The organism is Bradyrhizobium brasilense, assembly GCF_029714345.1.
Taxonomy (GTDB): Bacteria; Pseudomonadota; Alphaproteobacteria; order Rhizobiales; family Xanthobacteraceae; genus Bradyrhizobium; species Bradyrhizobium australafricanum.
In genome coordinates, this window is the sequence record NZ_CP121669.1 from 7,436,234 (window position 1) to 7,453,736 (window position 17,503).

The 17,503-nt window shown below is 59.4% G+C and carries 17 protein-coding genes; 5 read left to right on the forward strand and 12 right to left on the reverse strand.

The window, feature by feature from the left end:
• Nucleotides 1–100: 100 nt before the first annotated feature.
• Nucleotides 101–541, reverse strand: coding sequence for a VirK family protein (locus tag QA635_RS34335; protein WP_212058994.1), 441 nt, complete (start codon nt 539–541; stop codon nt 101–103).
• Between the two features lie 684 nt (nt 542–1,225).
• On the opposite strand from QA635_RS34335, the gene QA635_RS34340 reads away from it, so the two are divergent.
• From QA635_RS34340 to QA635_RS34355, 4 genes are all read left to right on the forward strand, one after another.
• Nucleotides 1,226–2,194 (forward strand): hypothetical protein, encoded by a 969-nt coding sequence (locus tag QA635_RS34340; RefSeq protein WP_283064117.1) that lies wholly within the window; start codon nt 1,226–1,228, stop codon nt 2,192–2,194.
• Between the two features lie 1,976 nt (nt 2,195–4,170).
• A complete protein-coding gene (locus QA635_RS34345; RefSeq protein WP_283064118.1) occupies nt 4,171–4,860 on the forward strand; it encodes a response regulator in 690 nt (229 codons plus the stop codon).
• 28 nt (nt 4,861–4,888) lie between these two features.
• Nucleotides 4,889–6,343, forward strand: coding sequence for a type II and III secretion system protein family protein (locus tag QA635_RS34350; protein ID WP_283064119.1), 1,455 nt, complete (start codon nt 4,889–4,891; stop codon nt 6,341–6,343).
• A 10-nt stretch (nt 6,344–6,353) separates the two neighbouring features.
• On the forward strand, nt 6,354–7,019 hold the full coding sequence (locus tag QA635_RS34355; RefSeq protein ID WP_283064121.1) for a CpaD family pilus assembly lipoprotein: 666 nt from the start codon (nt 6,354–6,356) through the stop codon (nt 7,017–7,019).
• Between the two features lie 127 nt (nt 7,020–7,146).
• Here QA635_RS34355 and QA635_RS34360 read toward each other — a convergent pair whose 3' ends face one another.
• The 11 genes from QA635_RS34360 to QA635_RS34410 form a co-directional block, all read right to left on the reverse strand.
• A complete protein-coding gene (locus tag QA635_RS34360) occupies nt 7,147–8,184 on the reverse strand; it encodes an EscU/YscU/HrcU family type III secretion system export apparatus switch protein (protein ID WP_283064123.1) in 1,038 nt (345 codons plus the stop codon).
• On the reverse strand, nt 8,181–9,002 hold the full coding sequence (gene sctT / locus QA635_RS34365) for a type III secretion system export apparatus subunit SctT (RefSeq protein ID WP_283064124.1): 822 nt from the start codon (nt 9,000–9,002) through the stop codon (nt 8,181–8,183). The genes QA635_RS34360 and sctT overlap by 4 nt, the downstream gene beginning before the upstream one ends.
• A 10-nt stretch (nt 9,003–9,012) precedes the next feature.
• On the reverse strand, nt 9,013–9,288 hold the full coding sequence (locus QA635_RS34370; protein WP_016844749.1) for an EscS/YscS/HrcS family type III secretion system export apparatus protein: 276 nt from the start codon (nt 9,286–9,288) through the stop codon (nt 9,013–9,015).
• 2 nt (nt 9,289–9,290) lie between these two features.
• Nucleotides 9,291–9,956 carry a type III secretion system export apparatus subunit SctR gene (gene sctR, locus QA635_RS34375; RefSeq protein ID WP_283064132.1) on the reverse strand — a complete coding sequence of 222 codons (666 nt, stop codon included), beginning with the start codon at nt 9,954–9,956 and terminating at the stop codon, nt 9,291–9,293.
• Nucleotides 9,949–10,950 carry a type III secretion system cytoplasmic ring protein SctQ gene (gene sctQ, locus QA635_RS34380; protein WP_283071987.1) on the reverse strand — a complete coding sequence of 334 codons (1,002 nt, stop codon included), beginning with the start codon at nt 10,948–10,950 and terminating at the stop codon, nt 9,949–9,951. The genes sctR and sctQ overlap by 8 nt, the downstream gene beginning before the upstream one ends.
• A gap of 113 nt (nt 10,951–11,063) precedes the next feature.
• On the reverse strand, nt 11,064–11,600 hold the full coding sequence (locus QA635_RS34385; protein ID WP_283064133.1) for a hypothetical protein: 537 nt from the start codon (nt 11,598–11,600) through the stop codon (nt 11,064–11,066).
• Entirely contained in the window at nt 11,576–12,931 is a 1,356-nt protein-coding gene (sctN, locus tag QA635_RS34390; RefSeq protein ID WP_283064135.1) for a type III secretion system ATPase SctN, read from the reverse strand. Before sctN ends, QA635_RS34385 begins: the two co-directional genes overlap by 25 nt.
• Complete coding sequence (gene sctL, locus QA635_RS34395; RefSeq protein ID WP_283064137.1) at nt 12,928–13,551, reverse strand: type III secretion system stator protein SctL; 624 nt, start codon at nt 13,549–13,551, stop codon at nt 12,928–12,930. Before sctL ends, sctN begins: the two co-directional genes overlap by 4 nt.
• Entirely contained in the window at nt 13,548–14,180 is a 633-nt protein-coding gene (locus tag QA635_RS34400; protein WP_283064140.1) for a nodulation protein NolU, read from the reverse strand. The genes sctL and QA635_RS34400 overlap by 4 nt, the downstream gene beginning before the upstream one ends.
• 11 nt (nt 14,181–14,191) lie before the next feature.
• Nucleotides 14,192–15,067: a type III secretion system inner membrane ring lipoprotein SctJ gene (gene sctJ / locus QA635_RS34405; protein ID WP_283064142.1), complete on the reverse strand. Its 876-nt coding sequence runs from the start codon at nt 15,065–15,067 to the stop codon at nt 14,192–14,194.
• Complete coding sequence (locus QA635_RS34410) at nt 15,068–15,586, reverse strand: nodulation protein NolB (RefSeq protein WP_283064143.1); 519 nt, start codon at nt 15,584–15,586, stop codon at nt 15,068–15,070.
• Nucleotides 15,587–15,757: 171 nt separating this feature from the next.
• On the opposite strand from QA635_RS34410, the gene QA635_RS34415 reads away from it, so the two are divergent.
• Complete coding sequence (locus tag QA635_RS34415) at nt 15,758–16,453, forward strand: secretin N-terminal domain-containing protein (protein ID WP_283064145.1); 696 nt, start codon at nt 15,758–15,760, stop codon at nt 16,451–16,453.
• Nucleotides 16,454–17,503: the final 1,050 nt, after the last annotated feature.

Genomic DNA, 17,503 nt, shown 5'->3' on the forward strand with positions numbered 1-17,503 from the left:
TGGCCGTCTTCACGATTTAGATTATCGTACCATGTTCGGTGAAGCATCCACGCGTTAGGGAAACGGCTTCGAAGCGCGGTCCCAGCGCGGTGCTCTTCGTTTACCAGATGAACTTCGCGCCATCAGGCAAGTCGCAGATGAATTCGCCCTGATTCACGAGTTCGGTGGTCCCGACGACAAGCTTCGAAGCCCGCACCGTGAGCTTGCCTTCGCGGCTGAGGCTATGGCGGATGTACTCGGTTACGGCATGTCCGGCGCTGTCCACCGTTTGGTGCGCATTGGCGAAACTGATGCCGTTCTGGGGCGTAACCCTGAAGGCATTGATGACCAGACCGGCCTGCGTCGCCGACGCAGGCTTGCTACCCTCCGCGTTGGCACAGCGGCTCATGTCCAGGATGAGCTTCACGTTCTTTCCGGTCTGCAGGGCATTGAGCACCTCGGTGTATTTCGGCGAAGGCTCGTCGGCTCTCGCCATCGTGCTCATGCTTGCGGCCGAAAGCAAGGACAACAGAATCGCCAGCCCTTTGCCAGTAAACTTCATATGCTCATCTCCCTCGATAAGTACCACAGATCGCACGTTGCAAGACGTCGTCCTCGCAAGCCGTTTGGCGGATTCCAGACATCAAGCACGCCGCGCTTGCGACAAAAACAACCTGTCGCGACCAGGCACAAGTGGTTGTGACGGCTATTCCGACGTCACAACCTCGTAGGTCAGGTTTGCTAAAGTGGCCTGATCTCGCGCGACATCGCTGGAACGATTCGATCGAGCGTCGCCCGCTAGAACTACAAACGGCAACCGGTCGCGCTAATCCAACGGAGGCCGATATGGCCGAGGAAATGCGGCCCCAAATGTGCCTAAGCGAGCGACTTCCGAAAGAACACTTCGACCAACCGCATCTGCCAGCTTGTCCACGTTGAGACCTGGCAAGGTCTCTCTGCCACCGGACGATAAGCCGGCAATGGGTGGTTGGGCGAACAAGCTCAGTCAAGGCACCCGATCTCGCCCTCGTCGAAACAGGAACGCCAGATGGCACAAAGAAGTGTCGACTTCTAGTATATCGCTTTGCGTGGCTTCCGTCTGGTTGACCGCTCACCTCACTGAACTGAATTCATCCGGCACCCCTCAAACGGATACTGGCTTGCTTCCAGGTCCGTCAGCTTCTCGAAAGCTGCACCTGCAACACTCCATGCCAACGACCGGCACTCGAGGGGAGATCGAAGAGAAATGAATGTTGATCCACGGAATCCCGCAAATACTCCCCTTGAAGCTCACGACGTCGGGCAGCAGCCGCACCGGGTGGACCGGCAGCCAGACGAGCCGAGCGCACACACCGACGCGCCGGCGCACAGGTCCGAGGATCAAGCAAGCTTTGAGCAGCGGCTAGATGACTTGGATTCGGTCAACCCCGCGAGCGATTCGGTCTCCCTTATGGCAAATCCCGGGACGGCCAGGTCTGCGCCGAACGAGGTCGCCACGGTACCCGGTCGCTATCCATCCATATCATTTGTCAGCGCTCGCGCTAAGCTTGCGGCAACGCTGACAGGCGCCACGCTTGATGCGCTCAGACACGAGATCGACCTCGCCGACCAGCAATCAGCACGTTGGTCGCCAGCGACTGCAACTTTCGATGACAGTGTCGATCGGGACCGCATCTTCGACGAAGTGGCGGGGTCATCATATGTCACTCTGCGGCGCTTTCAGAACCAGGACAGCGATTCCAAGCCGCGCACGGAAGTCAACACGAGCGCAATATCGCATGTTCGCAACACGGCGAGGGACCACTCTTCGGTTGGAGATCCTCTGGAACGATATCCTATGGACCTTGCGCGCCTGGCTGGATGGCATATGCGCGGCAAGACAACAGCTTCTCCTTTCGTGTCGTTAGTTGAGGATCCGTCAAAGCTGGTCGTTTCGCGCGACCATTGGGCGCGAGCGATCGCTAACAATGCGAGCACGTTGCACACATACACCGTACCGAGGTCCTCGGTATGGACGCCAGACGACGTTCTGAGCAGTATCGGGCTCGGAATGAATGTCGAGGATCAGGACAACATCGATGCAGATGTGGATCTGATGTGCTCGCTGGGCCGAGCGCCAACCAGAGAGACCGAACGCCTGTTTCTAGGCGGCAATCTCGACGACTACCGGACCGCCCGCGACGCAAATCCGTACAGGCGTGATAGCACTGAATAGATAACCTACCGACGTGCTCTATTGCGAAAACGTTCATCCATGTGCAAATACCGAAACAGCACATCACGCGGCCATCAAAGGCTCAATCGCCGCCGACATCCCGAGAGCGGGATCCGGCGCGTGGTGCCCATTCGACCGCCCCTTCAAACCTGTTCTTCGACGTCACTCATTCGGGCGGGCTTTGGCTATTGCCTGACATCGATCCGGTCGCCGCGTTCGTTTCGAGATCGAACTCGTGTCGTGAGCCGGAGAACGCCTTCCGTCTGATGCGGGACATGCGTTTGATCCGAAGACCTCAACAGGATCGCATGACTGAGCGCAGTAGACGCCGCATCAGCCACGGCAAGCGGCGCAGCCGCCCGACGCATATCCGCCGCTTGAATGTGTTCCATCAAAACAATTGATTTTGCCAATCCTGCATGAAGCCTCCATAGTCGGCTGCGGTCTTTGGAGGCAGCATTCAGGAATGTGGTGTGACAATCGATTCTCTGTTCAATCCCTTGCCGGTCAATTCCACCTCGGCAATCGCGCGTCTGCATCCAGGACGTTAAGCTCACGCGTCAGATCAACGCTTCTTGCGGCCAGCCACAGTCTGCCTGCCAATCGCCGCGTGTGAGGCAATCTGGCAATCGCACGCTTACGCGCGCTACGGCTTCCCCCTTAACGCGCAGCAAGGATGACTGCCTCATGCCATCTTTGCAGGTGAGGCTGCGCGTCATAGAATTTGGAGAGACGAAATGCTCACGACGTTAGAGAAAGTAAGACCGACCGCAATCCTCAAAGCTATGACCGTGTCCAGACTTCCTCGCTATCGCTTCAAGACGCGCGTAAGTGTGAGGGTACGTTGTAACCAATTGTTAAAGACACTTGAATCTCACCCAACGTCAGATTGTAGGATTTCCGACAACCTCGCGACACACAACCACGCTCGCGCGAACACTTCCTGACAGGCGGCAAGAATTGCGAACGTCTTCCAAACTCAACACCGCGCCGCTTCGCTCCGTCACACGGATTGATCACTTCGCCTATGTGCAGCACGAAGGACGCAGCGCCGCCCCTGTTGCAGCCGGATCAAGATTTAGCATGCGGGCCGAAAGCGGGCTCTGTTTACCTCGCGCTGTCCATGCAACGCGCGACCAAAAACTCGAGCTCCGATTATTCCGCCGCCGCTCATCCAAGATGAGATGCAGCTGGCGCAATGACCTCGATCAGAGGCGTCGTAGCCCCGACGAGCGGCTCCCCTATCTGCCCCTCATTCACTACTGTCGATGGGGCGCAGCATCGGACGCGGCAAAACATCGGGATCGTTGGCGCCCTGCAAGTCTATCACCGGCCAGGGAGCGGTTTTCTCAGTAGTTCGGGAGGCACATCGATCTGTTCGTCGTACATCGTTGCGCCGGAGGCATCGTCCAGATGCGTGGCCTGAAATTGTCATTCACGCGGAAAACCTTGCCTCATCGGGACTTGGCGACGCCACAGGCTCGACAGCATAGCAAGATTGACCGCGGGGCCGGGGCAATGTGGGAGTGGTGGGGAGTTCCAACAATGTCGGTTTCACCAGGCTGTTCAGCCACAAATCCATCGGCTCGCTCCTGGGCATTGGCTTCGATTGCGCGCTCTAGTGCCATCATGATCGAAGCCGGCTACTCAGTGCGTGCAGACATCGCTGCGATCGATGCTCAGATCCGCCAATCGGCTGCAACCGCTCGCGGCCTCGTAAATTATGTCGCATTTTTTCCCGGCACAAAGGGCCCGCTTGGCATCGCCGACGACGCATGCAGTCACTGTCGGGTCATCGCATTTTTCAATCTCATGATAAGGAAGTCACCGAGATTGATCACCCACCACCACGCTCCGCTTCGTCGCTGCCGTACCTTTGCACTCATGTCAAAACGGACGTCTGTCAGTTTCGCCGAACCTCTTGGTCAACCGTGACCCGCTTAAGGTCTTGGCGTGGATGGACGAGAGGCGATGAAATGCGAATTCTCCTGGTTGATCATCATGCGGACTTTGCCCGTGCTGTGAAGGAAGCGCTCCCCTATTGCGGGTTCGCCGTTGACGTGACACGCACGCTGGATGAGGCGGCGGCCGCGCTGGATTGCGCCAACTACCACATTCTTTTGCTCGAATTGGTTCTGCCCGATGGGGACGGCTTGGATTGGCTGAAGCAGCTGCGGCGCGAGGGACGCTCAATGCCGGCCATTATGATGAGCAGTCTCAACGATCTCGGCCGGCGGATTGCGATCTTCAATGCGGGCGCGGACGATTTCCTCCCCAAACCCGTATCTACCGACGAACTCATCGCACGCATGCGAGCCATTCTGCGGCGGTCGACGCAAATGACGGCGCCGCTCGTGACATTCGGCAATCTGCATTTCGACCCCATTGCAAGGCAAGTCGCGGTCGGTGGTCGGATACTGAAGATTGCTCGCCGCGAAGTGTGCATTCTTGAACATTTGCTCAACCGTGCCGGCCGCACCGTGCCGCGCGCATCGCTGGAGGACAGCCTTTATGCGTTCGACGATGAGGTCTCGGCCAATGCGTTGGAAGTCGGAATCTATCGCTTGCGCACGCATTTGAGCCAGTCGGGTGCGACGCTCAGGATCAAGACCGCGCGCGGCGTCGGTTACACCCTTGAACTCATTGAGGCAGCCTCGGCTGCCTGACTAAATCGAACTCGAAAGCAACAATCCCTTGAAGGTCATTTACAATGCTGCCGGCACTGATGGGCCGTCGATGCTCGTCAGGACGTCGCGCTGTGCCGTTTTGTCTCGCCTCTGCTACGTCCTGTGCGGACTTGCTCTGCTGTTTTCATATGCTGCGGCAGCCGAGATCAAGCGGGATGGCAAAGGAGAACCGCCACGCGCGGCGCCCGGCGGCACCTCCGGCACGCTGAACCTGACTTCTTCACAAGGCAAGACAGTTCATCTGACCGCTGCGGCGAGCAGCATCTTTGTTGCTGACCCGACGATTGCGGATTATCAGGCGCCGTCGAACACGACGATCTTCGTGTTTGGCAAGAAATCCGGACGGACCAGCCTCTTTGCCCTGAACGAAAACGGCGAGGCTCTCGCCGAGCTGCGCGTGGTCGTTACACAGCCGATCGAGGACCTGCGAGCAACGCTTCGAGCCGAGGTTGGCGACTATCCGATCCAGGTGAGCTATACCCCACGCGGCGCTATCCTAAGCGGTACGGCGCCCAATGCCGAGGTCGTCGAGACCGCCAAGAAAGTTACCGAGCAGTTTCTTGGGGCCGGGTCACTGGTCGTCAACAAGATCCAGGTCGCCGGCTCGTTGCAGGTGAATCTCAGCGTACGGGTCGCAGAAGTCTCCCGCAGCGCCGTCAAGGATCTCAATATCCATTTCACCGCATCCAGCCCGAACGGCGCTTTTCTGATCAGCGGCAAAGATGGCGGGTCTGGCGCCGCCGGCGGCGGCGGCACGATCGGTATCGGGTTTAGCGCCGGCAATACCAACCTCAGCGCTGTTCTCGACGCGCTCGCCAGCGAACACCTCGCCTCGATCCTGGCTGAGCCGAATCTGACGGCGATGTCCGGCGAGTCCGCAAGCTTCCTGGCCGGCGGCGAATTCCCCATTCCTGTGATGCAGGATAATCGGCAGGTTTCGGTTCAATTCCGCCAGTTCGGCGTGAGCCTCGAATTCGTTCCGACGGTTCTCAACAATAATCAGATCAATGTCCGTGTGAAGCCCGAAGTCAGCGAGCTGTCGAGCGAAGGCCAAGTCAAGATCAATGGCATGGAAGTCCCTGCCCTCTCGACGCGGCGGGCCAGCACCGTGGTCGAGCTCGCCAGCGGTCAGAGCTTTGCAATCGGCGGGCTGATCAGACGCAACTTCAACAACGACATCGGCGAATTTCCCTGGCTCGGCGACGTGCCGATCCTCGGCGCGCTGTTTCGCTCCTCATCGTTTCAAAAGCGCGAAACCGAGCTTGTCATTATTGTCACGCCTTACATCGTGCGGCCCGGATCGAACCCGAGCCGGATGAGTGCGCCGAGCGATCGCATTGCACCGCCGTCGGACGCGGGCCGCATTTTGACGAATACGCTGGCGCGACCGCCAAAAGACCGCGATGCGCCCCGCACCAGCGCACCAGGATTGACCGGCAGCGGCGGCTTTATTATCGAATGAGGATCGTCAAATGACTCTGCGACATCTGTGCCATTTGATCGTTATGGCGGCAACGTTGGGTGGATGCGCAAATAGTGCTTCGGTCCGTTCCGAGCCGGCTGAGCAGGCGATCCAGGTGGAACAGAAGAGCAGCGTCTTGTTCTTGCAGAGCCTTCGTGGCTCTGAAAGGCATCGGCTGCGGAGTTTCATTGCGCATGCCAGTGGCGGTCGGCGGGATGCACTCCATATTGATGTCACCGGCTCACCCCGGCTCATTGCACAAGTGGCCCACGAGGCCCGTGCCATGGGCATCGCCCCCTATAACATCCGCCTGGCTGCCTCCCCGATCGATCTGCCCGCCCGCTTCGGGGTGCGGATCGAGGCCATCACCTTTGAGGCCCATCCTCCCGTTTGTCCATCGCTTTCCATCGTCGGACCTGCGGTAAACGACAATTCGTTCGATCCGACCCTTGGCTGCTCGACCAGAAACAATCTGGCAGTCATGGTCAACGATCCGATCGACTTGCTGGACAATCGATCTGTCATGACAAGTAGTGGCGATCGCGCCGCCATTCCTCTTGCCAGCTACGGCACCTTTGCCCCGCCCAACAAGAGCAAAGAGGAAGATGGAGCGAGCAACAGGGCAACACCGGAAGCCCCCGCGGCGACGACGAGGGACGTACAGCCCTCTCGATGAGGGGCTGGCGCCACCGTCGAGATGATCCAGTTTTTTTCGCTCCGATTGAATTGGAACGAGTCTCTATAGATTTTCGCTCTGGCGCGTTTCTTCACGCGAACCGGGCCCCGCTTCGCCCGGAAGCACTCTAGACCAGGCCGCCAGCGTAAAGCGCTTTTGCGACCGCCTCGAAATATTGCGAAGGAACCGGGTTGCCGAGCTTTGCTGTGCCGAGCAGCTGTCGCGCCAGGACGTCGTCATCCACAACCTTGAGGCCCAGCGCGCGCGCCTCGCCAAGCAGTTTGGAAGCAGTTTCGCCCTCGCCACGGCAGACCAGGATCGGCACGCCGGTTTCGCCGCGAACATAGCGCAGCCCAACCAGGGTTGTGGATCCCGCTAGGATCAGGTTGGCGCGATGAACGCCAAGGGGAGCCTCGTTCGCGGACTCCTGGCGCAGACGCCGGTGTTCGCGTTTCACTTGCGGATTGCCTTGCTGTTCCTTGTTCTCGCGCTTGGCCTCGGTTTCGGTCATGCGCATCTCCTGCAGGAACAACCAGCGCTGGATCAGAAGATCAGTCAATCCGCCGACGAGAAACGCCCCGCCGGCAATCCCGGCCAGCAGCTTGACCTCGGTGAAGACCAATCCGAGACAGCCCATGCCACAGACCGGCAAGTACACCAGCGCTTTCCAGCTAGCGGTCACGGTGAAGAAAAAGCACGTCCCGAGGAGCACTACCTTAACCAGAGTCTTGCCAAGTTCGATGGCCGATCGTTTCGATGCGATCCGCGTCAAGCCCTTGATGGGATCCAGTTTCTCAAGCTTCGGTTTGAGTGGCTCCAAAGCAATCATGAAGCCGCCATTGGCCAGGACATTGGCCAGAAGGGCAGCTGCCACGGCCACCGCGAGTAAAGGCCCGACCGCTGCAATCGAGAGTTCCAATAGGCCGCTGAGCGCCTGCGGAACGGCGCTCGTGAAAGGCTGGTCCTGCAGTTTGTCGATCAGCCGGACCGTTTCATGCCACTTGTCTTCGATCGCTCCCGCTCTCCACCACAGACAGGAAAGACCGGCGCAGGCGCTGACCCCGCTCACCAAATCCGAACTGCGCGCGCTCTGCCCCTTCTTGCGTGCATCGCGCAGCTTCTTGGGTGTCGGAGGAAGCTTTTTCTCCTCGCTCGTGCCGCTCATTTCAAGAGCTTCTTGAAATGCTCGAGCACGTTGTTCGACGTCAGGATTTCAGCTCCCGCATATTCGAGGAGATAGACGGCGTAGCTGACCATGATGACGCCGAAGGCGACATTCTTGATCGTAGGCGAAAGATCGTTCAGCTTGAGCTGCGATGCAAAGCGGCCGAGCATCATGACCGACACGTCGATCAACAGCAGCAGGGCCAGCACCGGCCCGGCGACCAATAGCGTCGTCAGCATGATATGATCGAGAAGGGTGAGGCATTCCATTGCCCCTTGTGCCGTGACCGCAGGCAGGAACTGATACACGGGCCAGATCAGATAGCTGCCATAAAGGCTGCTCACCGTGGTCCGGAGGCCGCCGACCAGAACGAAGATCGTGACTGCAGTGACACCGAGAAAAAGCCCGGTTCCCGACGCCTGGCTGTGCGTTGCAGGATCTTCCGCCGCAACCTGGCTTGAGATTCCTCGCTGGGTATCGATGATGTCGCCGACTGCCTGGATACTCCATAGGGGAATGCTGAGCAGGATACCGAGCATAAGGCCGACGAAGACCTCCTTCAGACCGAGCATGGTGACGCTGATCAGACGCGTGTTCGGGTCCAGCGCTTGGAGGCCTAGCTTGATCTGCGCCAGACACGGTAGTCCGATCGCAATCGTCAGGCTGCCCCGAATCAGGCCGCTGATACGCGGCCGCGTAAAAACAGGAAGCACAAGCATGATGCCTAAGGCGCGGGCCGCGCTTAGGCCAGTTGCCGCGACAAGTTCGATGCCGCCCTGCACGAGAGCGTACGCATCGGTGAGTGACAGGCCAGCCATCCAGGTCCCGCTAGTATCTTGCGGTGAGTGCAGGAAACTCGCTGAAAATGCGCTCGGCCTGCTCGATGAGCGGTGCACTGAGCACAGGAGAGAAGCCGGCGAGCACGGCGACGACGACCAGAAGCTTCACCGTCAGGGGCAAGGTTTGATCCTGGAGCTGGGTTGCCGCCTGGATGAGGCCAATGATCAATCCCGAAATCAGAGCTGCGAGGAGCGGCGGCAGAACCCAGATCATGAAAAGCACGAGCGATTGGCTCAGGTGCATGAGGATGCTGGCTTCGTTCATTGTCAACCTCCGGGCGTCGTGTAGCTTAGTACCAGCCCGTGCATGAGACGTGACCAGCCGTCGATGGTGACGAATAGAAAGAGCTTGAATGGAACAGATATTACTGTCGGCGATACCATCGACATCCCCATGGCCATCAAAATCGTCGTGACGATCAGATCGATGGTGATAAAGGGAAGATAGAGAAGAAAGCCGATTTCGAAGCCGCGCTTGAGCTCCGAGATCAGGAACGACGGCACAAGAATCACAAAATCATCAGCCGTGGCTGTGCCGCGCATCTCCTCCGACCAGACATGTTCGGCCGACGATAGGAAGAACCGGCGTTGCTCTTCATTGGTGAACTTCTTCAGATGGGCGCGCAGCGGCTCCTGCCCCTCCTTGGCGGCCGTCACCCAGTCATCGAACGTTTGGTAGCGGAGTTGCGGATCCGTCAGGCGGTTGTAGGTCTGCTCAAACACCGGCGCGCTGATGAAGACCGTCAGGATCAGTGCCGCCCCATACAGGACAATGTTGGGCGGTATCGATTGGGTTCCGAGCGCGTTGCGCACCAGGAAAAGCACAACGGAGACCTTTATGAAAGCGGTCGTGGTAACGACTGCGAACGCCAGCAGGCCGAGGCCGACCGTGATCGCAAGAAGCGCCAGGACGCTGGGTTGAATCTCAGTCATTGACCGCCAACCTGCCGCGTAACCTGACGGCAAGTTCCTCGCCGATCCGCACGATATCGCCGCGGCCGATACGATGCCCATTGGCAAGAATATCGACGGGGCCGTCAAGCGACCGGCCGAGTTCGAACACATGGCCTTCGTTGATGCTCCGCAAGGTTCCAATCGACATCGGCCAGCGGCCACATTCGAATACGAGCGTGATCTCGAGAGTGTCGATATCGGCCTCGGAGGGGAGCTGTTGTGCTTGGGGTTGTGTCGTCATGTGTCCACTTTTCAGGGGGTGGGATTGCGAGCGAAATGGCCCCCGCAGGACCAGCCTTTCGCCGGCGATCTCGGCAGGAGCCCACAATGCGCTCGCAGTGAGGATGACCTGGCCTCGAGCAAGCGGAATAGCGTCTGGCAGCAGCGCATCGCCTTGCTGTGCCTGACGAACAAGGCCGATCGTGATGCGGAGCGAGCCAACCTGGCCTGCGACAATGACAGGCAGTTCAGAACGAAGCCTGGGCGTCTGTCGCGGCAATCGGCCAAGCAGTTCGCCCAGGACGCTGAACGCTGGTGGAACCAGAGCGTCAAGAGACGAGAATAAAAGCAGGCGAACCTTAGTCGCGAGCTGACCATAGGCGACGTCGAATTCCAGGTATGGACCTGATTTCGCCGCTTCATCGGTGCGGAGAAGCTGCAAATTCCGCTGCATCAGTCGCTCCAGTGGAGCGAGCAACGGCTCTAGCGCCAGTTCAAGGACCAGCGAACGCGTCGGCTCGGAAGGTAGGCTCAGGCCGTTCTGTACGGTCGCAACCAGCGCTTCAGCAAGCGGGACGGGCAAGGACAGGACGAGCATTTCGCCGCCTGCGTCAAAGACACAATCAAGCAGCGATGTCTCAGTCGGCTCGACCTGCCAGACAAGCCGATTTATACGCAGCGATAGCGGCTTGTCGCCGAGACGGCTTTGCAGAGGTCCGCGGAAAACCGCGATCTCATTGAGCCACGAGACCACAGCATGCGAAAGGGCCAGCTGCGCTCTGAATGGCACCGATCTGTCCGGCCTCTGCGTCGCAGGCGACGCCTGCTCCTCACGGCATGCTGGCGTTAAGGTAGAAGTATCGGCCATCAGCTCGGCTCGTCTCCCCTTTGGGCGGACGCGCCTCTGCGGTAGCGAAGCAACACCTCATCATCGGCTTCGACTTCCGTCGCGGCTTCAACATGAGCATTGGTGCTTCGCTCAACGTCACGCTCGATCTCTTGCCATTTGTGGGACGCCGCCGAACGTTTGGCCCAAAGCGCCCGCGCCTCAAGGACTGCAGTCTCGACCTGATCTTGAGCGGAGCGCGCCTCGTCAAGAACCCGCTGGGCTGCCGCGATGTCCTCTGCGAGTCGGCCGATGATAAGATGATGGCGGCGCTCGAGTTCGCTGACGGATATCGCGTTCTCCGATAACATCTGCCGATAGAGCTCGGCTTCGACCCTTGCGCGGTGTCTTTCGGCATTTGCAAGCTGCTCGCAAGCCTGTGCGACAGCTTCATCTACGACGCGGCGCTTGGCTTCCATGTTGGACAGCTCACGAAGGGCACTCCGCTCCCTCATGTCCTTCACGAGCCGCAATTTCGACGCATGAACACAGTTCATGCGGTCAGACGCGACATCCATGCCACCGTCTCCCCAAAATTGCATGCTTCGTCCTGGCCCTGACGCAGGAACGTGCGCAACTCCTCGATCGAGGCGATCGCCCGGTCGGTCAGCGGATCGGAGCCTTGCTTGTATTCGCCGACCTTGATCAAGAACTCGGCCTCGGCGTAGCGCGAGAGCAGATCACGGAACAAGGAAGCGGCCTTGCGATGCTGAACAGACACGATGGCATCCATGACGCGGCTTCGGCTCGACAGCACATCGATTGCCGGAAAATGCTCTCGCGAGGCTAACGCGCGCGAGAGAATGATGTGCCCGTCAAGAATGCCGCGAGATTCTTCGGCGATTGGGTCGCCCGTGCCGTCACCTTCGACAAGCACGGTATAGAAGGCCGTGATGGAGCCATGCTCGCCCATGCCGGCGCGCTCCAACAGGCCCGGCAGCAGTGCAAAGACGGAGGGCGGAAATCCGCGCCGGGTCGGAGGCTCTCCTGCGGCAAGGCCGATTTCGCGCATCGCGCGGCTAAAGCGCGTCAAGGAATCCATCATCAGAACGACGCGCAGCCCTTGATCACGAAAATATTCGGCCAGCGCCGTCGCCATATGGGCGCACTGAGCCCGCTCCATGGCCGAACGGTCGGAGGTCTCAACAACGACGACCGAGCGGCGGAGCGCTTCGCCAAGATGGCGCTCGATGAATTCACGCACCTCTCGGCCGCGTTCGCCGATCAACGCGACAATCGTCACGTCGGCGGCTGCCCCCTTGACGATCTGCGACATCAGTGTCGACTTGCCGCAACCGGCGTCTCCATAGATTCCGATCCGCTGGCCTTCTCCACATGTCAGGAGCCCATCCAGGACACGAACGCCGAGCGGAAAAGACTGTTCGATACCGCGTCGTTTCATGGGGTTAGGCGCCTTACCGCGCAGCGGGCGCACTTCGCCAGCCTTTATGGGGCCCTTACCATCGAGCGGACGACCGAAACTGTCGATCACGCGGCCGAGCAAATCGGGGCCGACCGGCACTTCCTGCATTCGCCCGGTCGTGACGACTTCCGCACGGTTGGACAAGCCGACCATGTCACCGATGGGCGTGAGTAACACCCCGTCCGGCAACAAACCGATCACCTCGGCCTCGAGCGACCATCCGCTGCGGGGATCCTGCAAGAGGCATAGTTCCCCAACCCGGGCCTCCGGCAGGACGGCATGGAGCAGTGTACCGATCGCCCGCGTGATCCGACCGCGGACGGCACGCGTGTCGATATGCTTAGCGGAATATCGCAAGGATGAGAGTGCGGCGTGGACGGCCCCTTCTTCAGCAGCAGCATTGTGGGTCGGTCGTTGCGTGGTCATGGCTCACCTGCGTGCGAAGGCAAGCCAAACCCCAAACGAAGCGCGCGGAGCTGCGCGGCAAGTCCGAGGTCGACATTGCCAAATTCGCTCCACAAAACGCATTGGTCCGCCGCGAGCGCCGGATCCGGCTCGATCCTGACCTTGGGCCGGCCATCCTGTCCATTGTAGGCTGCAAATTCACTGGCAAGCAGATCGGCCTTTAAGGGCGATACGTGAAGGCAAACTTCCGTGTTCTTGTACTTTTGCTCGATCGCGTGACGAACACTGCGCACCAGCATCTCGCCCGGATCAAAGGCGCCAAGCAAATCGCGTACGATCTCAATGACCAGTTCGGGCAATTGCTGCTCCAGAACGGCCTTTCGCTGCGCGACTTCACACGCAGACTGCGCAATCAGTCGTGTCATTTCCTCTGCGCCCGCCTTGACGCCCTCGGCATGGCCGCGCCCCCGTTCCCGCTCATAAGCTTTGCGTCCCCAGCTGCGAACACGCTGCAGGTGCCGTTCGGCAGCGGCCCGCGCGTTTACGGCGTCATGCCAGATCTCGAGCTCGGCTGCCGGGATCAGGGGTCCAAGCGGGCAGATCTGCGGGGTCACGGGCAATGCTGGGTCGTCGACTGTCATACCGTGGCAGCCTCCGCCCGCAAATGGGCCATAACCAAGGAAAGCAGCGGCCCTGCGGCACAACGGTGCTCAGCCGCCGGATTCTCAGCAGCGGTCCCAACGGGCAGGCGTAGTAGCACGCGGATACGGTCGAGCGCTGGAGCCTCGTCGAGCCAGGCGCCAAGACAGGCATGTCCATCATGTTCAATCTGTCGCAACAGGTGCTCCGGATCGGCAATGGGCGTTGTTGCGACCGCACTGGATAAATGCCGGATGGCGAAAGCATGCGCTTCAGCACCGATCGTTTTGATCAAAATTGATAGATCGTGCTTTGAAACCAGCTTCAGGACGGAGCGCGCATGCCAGAGACCGCCGGCGAGCAGGGCAGCCCGCCGCGGATCATGCCCGAGCAAAGGATCCTCGTTCCAGCCAGCTCCGCTCACATCGACTTCGTGGCCGACCAGCAGTGCGGCCAGTCTTGGCTGCAGCCTAAAACACTGTTGTAGTCGGAGCAACGTGGCAGGCGACAGCAGCGGATCAAGACAGGCAGCAAAACGGCTCGGATGAATCGAGGCAACAAGCTCGCGCAATCGATCGGAAGCCAGCGTGAACGAACGATTGGGTTCGGTGGGAGACGTTGATACCGACATGAGCGTCCTGGCTACGTCGCATCAGACATGATCTTTTTATCAGCAGCCTGAACGGCGGGCACATTCGAGCGCCTGCTGAACATGATCAGGTTGCGCGATGATTGCCCGAACTGACGAAGACGCCCACCGAGCAACACATAAGATGCAATGACAAATACGGCGCCAGCGCCTCCAACCCCAAGCGAAAGCCACGGCGTTGAAGAAGATTTTGCGCTTTGAGCTGAAGCGGCTGCCGGCGACGCTGGCTGCTCAAGCGGAGTTCGCTCAACCGGCACGAAGACCACAGCCACCTTGTCGTAGGACAGCCCTTCTATGCTGTTGGCTACGAGCATCTTGATCTGAGGCAACAGCGCCGAGAGCTTTGCGTTGGAGCCATGTCGGATGAAAACCGACGCTGATGACGGGGTCGCATCTTGCCGCAACAGATCGTTTTTAGGAAGGACCACGTGGACCCGGGCGGAAAGGACGCCATCTATATCGCTAATGGTGCGCGACAATTCTTCGCTGAGGGCATAAACGTAACGGGCCCGCTCCTCGATCGGCGAGGCAACGAGGCCCGACCCCTTGAACACCTCGCCAAGATTCTTGAAAGATTGGCGCGGCAGCCCCTCAACATTCAGCAAGTCAATCGAATAGGCGAGCTGCCTTTCCTCGACCTGGATCGTGCTGGTCCCATCCTTGGCGACAACACGAACTGCATCGACACCCTTGCCAAGGAGAAGCGCAAGCATCTCATTGGCTTCACGCTCCTGAATCTTACTGTAGAGATCAGCTTTGCAGCCGATCAACGGAACAAGAAGGGGTAGAGCAAGGCAAACGCGAAGCCGTCGCCACGATTGACGGCTACCGCTGCCCGCACTGCACATCACACCAGGCATCAGCTTCATTCAGCCCGCCGATAGCAGCTTGTTCAGCGACGAACTCACGGCGCTGGTGCTCTTAGAGACAAGTGATACCTGAACGACGTCCCGGTAGACATCCCGCAGATTCACTATCATCGAATCGAAATCTGTCGCTACCGGTTTAACCGTCGCATGCGCACCGATGTCGGGCGGCTGCAATAGCGGCTGCGCGGCAGGTCCAGGCTGGATGACGCTCGGCGCAGACGACACACTGCCGACGGCCGGAGCACCGACATGGCTGTGGTACATGGTAGAAAGCGCTTGAAGGATGCGATCGCCCGGCGGATTCGCCAGCGTGTTCGCGCGCTGCACTTCCGATATGGGCGGAACGACGGCGGCTCTATCTGCGACCGATGAGGTGGCCCCCTGATTGGAGGCCGCTTGCGCAAGAGACTGCTCAAAGTGCGCCTGCTCGCCGGGAGCTGCCGGCGAGCAGGCGTTGGCAAGACAGTCGGCTGAATTGGGTGAGATCGGCGTTGCGCCTAACATCATATAAGGAGTCATTGCGCTCGTTGATGAAACCAGGCGTTGTCTGACACTGAACGGATCAAGATCGTAGAGCGGTGAGCTGACGAAAACCTGACGAGGATGCGCCGCCTTGCGTCATCTAAAGATCACGTTTGGCGTCCAGGCTGGACCGAAATTCCAAGTTTAATTCTTAGAAGGCCTTCAGGAATGTTTGTCCGATCCACGATCGTATTGAAGAGAATTCTTTACGCCGGAGGTTTCATCTGTCTTGGAATGGTCAGCGCGCTTGGCGCCCCCCTCTCGCTGCCGTCGGCCCCTTATAGCTACACGGTTCTGGATCAGGACCTTTCTGCCGCCCTGCAGGAGTTTGGCAACAATCTCAATATCAGGGTCAATGTCAGCACTGAAGTGAAGGGCCGGATTCGCGGACGGATGCCGGACCTGCCACCGCGCGAGTTCCTCGAGCGTTTGACCAACCTTTACAATCTTCAATGGTATTACGACGGCCTCGTGCTTTACATATCCGCGGCCCACGAGGCGCAAAGCCGACTGGTGGTGTTGAGCCCGATCAGCTTCGATGCGTTCAAGACTGCGCTCGATGCGCTCAACATCTCCGATGAACGCTATATCGTGAAACCGGCCCCGGGCGATGGCCTCGTCCTGGCTTCGGGCCCGCCACGCTTCATCGCGCTGGTGGACCAGACGTTGAAGGGCCTTGTGGCGGAGGCGCAGGCGCGGCGCAATCCTGCCGCCGCCGAAAGGCCGCCGCGGGATTCGGTTTTGATGTTGTTTCGCGGCTCCTCGAGCGTGGTTATTCGGGACGGACGCCCGGAAGGGCATTATTCGCCCGACGCGCCGCACCAGGACGGCACCATGCGCGAAGCTGGCACGGGCCAGAGGTGACCAACCGATGCGAGACATCTTAAGCCGAAGTCGATCCGATCTGCATTGGCTCAAATCCGTCCGATCGTCAGCTTTTCGAAAGCTAATGCGCCCAGCATGAACGTGCGGATGTCTGGACGGCGGTGCCTGCTACCGACCGCAACGGACGTGGGCAACCAGCCACCGTAGGCGCGAGCGGAAGTTGGTAAGCGCCAGTTTTGACGGCAGCTCGAGGGCTTAAGGGTCAACGCGAGTCTCCGAACCAACTGCGTCGGAGCGCTGGACCGATTGCATTGAAATCCATCCTGTCACTCCTTTCCCATAATGGAGCGGATCGAACGATACGAAGGCTCATGCCCTGCGGCTGAATACGAGCCGAGAGCCCGACTCACCGGAACCGTCTACGGGACGCGACCGGCTTTGAGCAGCGGCTCAGTGGCGCAAGCGAGGTCGTGTGGCCTCTTGGTATTCCGTTGAGCCGCCAATGCCTGACCAATTCTCTGAAAGGACGCATAACTAATGATTGAGTACATTCATCTTGGCGGGAGGCCAAGATGGCCAAGATAGTCGACGCCGGCCGGAAAGGACGTCGCCAAGCGCTCCTGCCGTCGGCGACGTCGCAAAGGTCTGCTGGCGGCGCGAGTATGCCCGCTCCGCGGGCTGGGCTATGGAATGCTTACCCAGTGGGCGCGTCGCCGTGCGATTGTCCAGGCCAAGGGCCCGCGTCCATCGACGGTTTGATACGAACGAACCCCTCTTGCCGAAATTCGGCTGTGTGGGGCATACCTAGCATGGTGAAAGTTGTGGTCCGGGAGGTATTGCTAGGCAAGAGGCCGGCCCTCCTTAGTATGTTGATCTGGGCATCCGACGCCGTATGGGGAACGAAGACCCAGTGGTCGGCTATGAGACGCTCGTTCTCGGGAATGAAATTTGTAAGCTCCGACAGCGCAGCCCCGGCGGACGAGGACGGCCCGGCTTGCGAAGGTCCAGCTTGCGATGGTCCAGCATGCGATGGCCCGGCTTCCACATTCTGCCAAATCAGATCAGGATCAAACTCTGGGAGTTCCGCGA

Coding starts and splice junctions, on each gene's coding strand:
- sctT (WP_283064124.1), bottom strand. CDS start 9,002: ATGGCTGGCCTGTCACTCACCGATGCGTACGCTCTCGTGCAGGGCGGC.
- QA635_RS34340 (WP_283064117.1), top strand. CDS start 1,226: ATGAATGTTGATCCACGGAATCCCGCAAATACTCCCCTTGAAGCTCAC.
- QA635_RS34345 (WP_283064118.1), top strand. CDS start 4,171: ATGCGAATTCTCCTGGTTGATCATCATGCGGACTTTGCCCGTGCTGTG.
- QA635_RS34400 (WP_283064140.1), bottom strand. CDS start 14,180: ATGTCGGTATCAACGTCTCCCACCGAACCCAATCGTTCGTTCACGCTG.
- sctN (WP_283064135.1), bottom strand. CDS start 12,931: ATGACCACGCAACGACCGACCCACAATGCTGCTGCTGAAGAAGGGGCC.
- QA635_RS34335 (WP_212058994.1), bottom strand. CDS start 541: ATGAAGTTTACTGGCAAAGGGCTGGCGATTCTGTTGTCCTTGCTTTCG.
- sctR (WP_283064132.1), bottom strand. CDS start 9,956: ATGACTGAGATTCAACCCAGCGTCCTGGCGCTTCTTGCGATCACGGTC.
- QA635_RS34385 (WP_283064133.1), bottom strand. CDS start 11,600: ATGGATGTCGCGTCTGACCGCATGAACTGTGTTCATGCGTCGAAATTG.
- sctJ (WP_283064142.1), bottom strand. CDS start 15,067: ATGAAGCTGATGCCTGGTGTGATGTGCAGTGCGGGCAGCGGTAGCCGT.
- QA635_RS34355 (WP_283064121.1), top strand. CDS start 6,354: ATGACTCTGCGACATCTGTGCCATTTGATCGTTATGGCGGCAACGTTG.
- QA635_RS34415 (WP_283064145.1), top strand. CDS start 15,758: ATGTTTGTCCGATCCACGATCGTATTGAAGAGAATTCTTTACGCCGGA.
- QA635_RS34370 (WP_016844749.1), bottom strand. CDS start 9,288: ATGAACGAAGCCAGCATCCTCATGCACCTGAGCCAATCGCTCGTGCTT.
- sctL (WP_283064137.1), bottom strand. CDS start 13,551: ATGACAGTCGACGACCCAGCATTGCCCGTGACCCCGCAGATCTGCCCG.
- QA635_RS34360 (WP_283064123.1), bottom strand. CDS start 8,184: ATGAGCGGCACGAGCGAGGAGAAAAAGCTTCCTCCGACACCCAAGAAG.
- QA635_RS34410 (WP_283064143.1), bottom strand. CDS start 15,586: ATGACTCCTTATATGATGTTAGGCGCAACGCCGATCTCACCCAATTCA.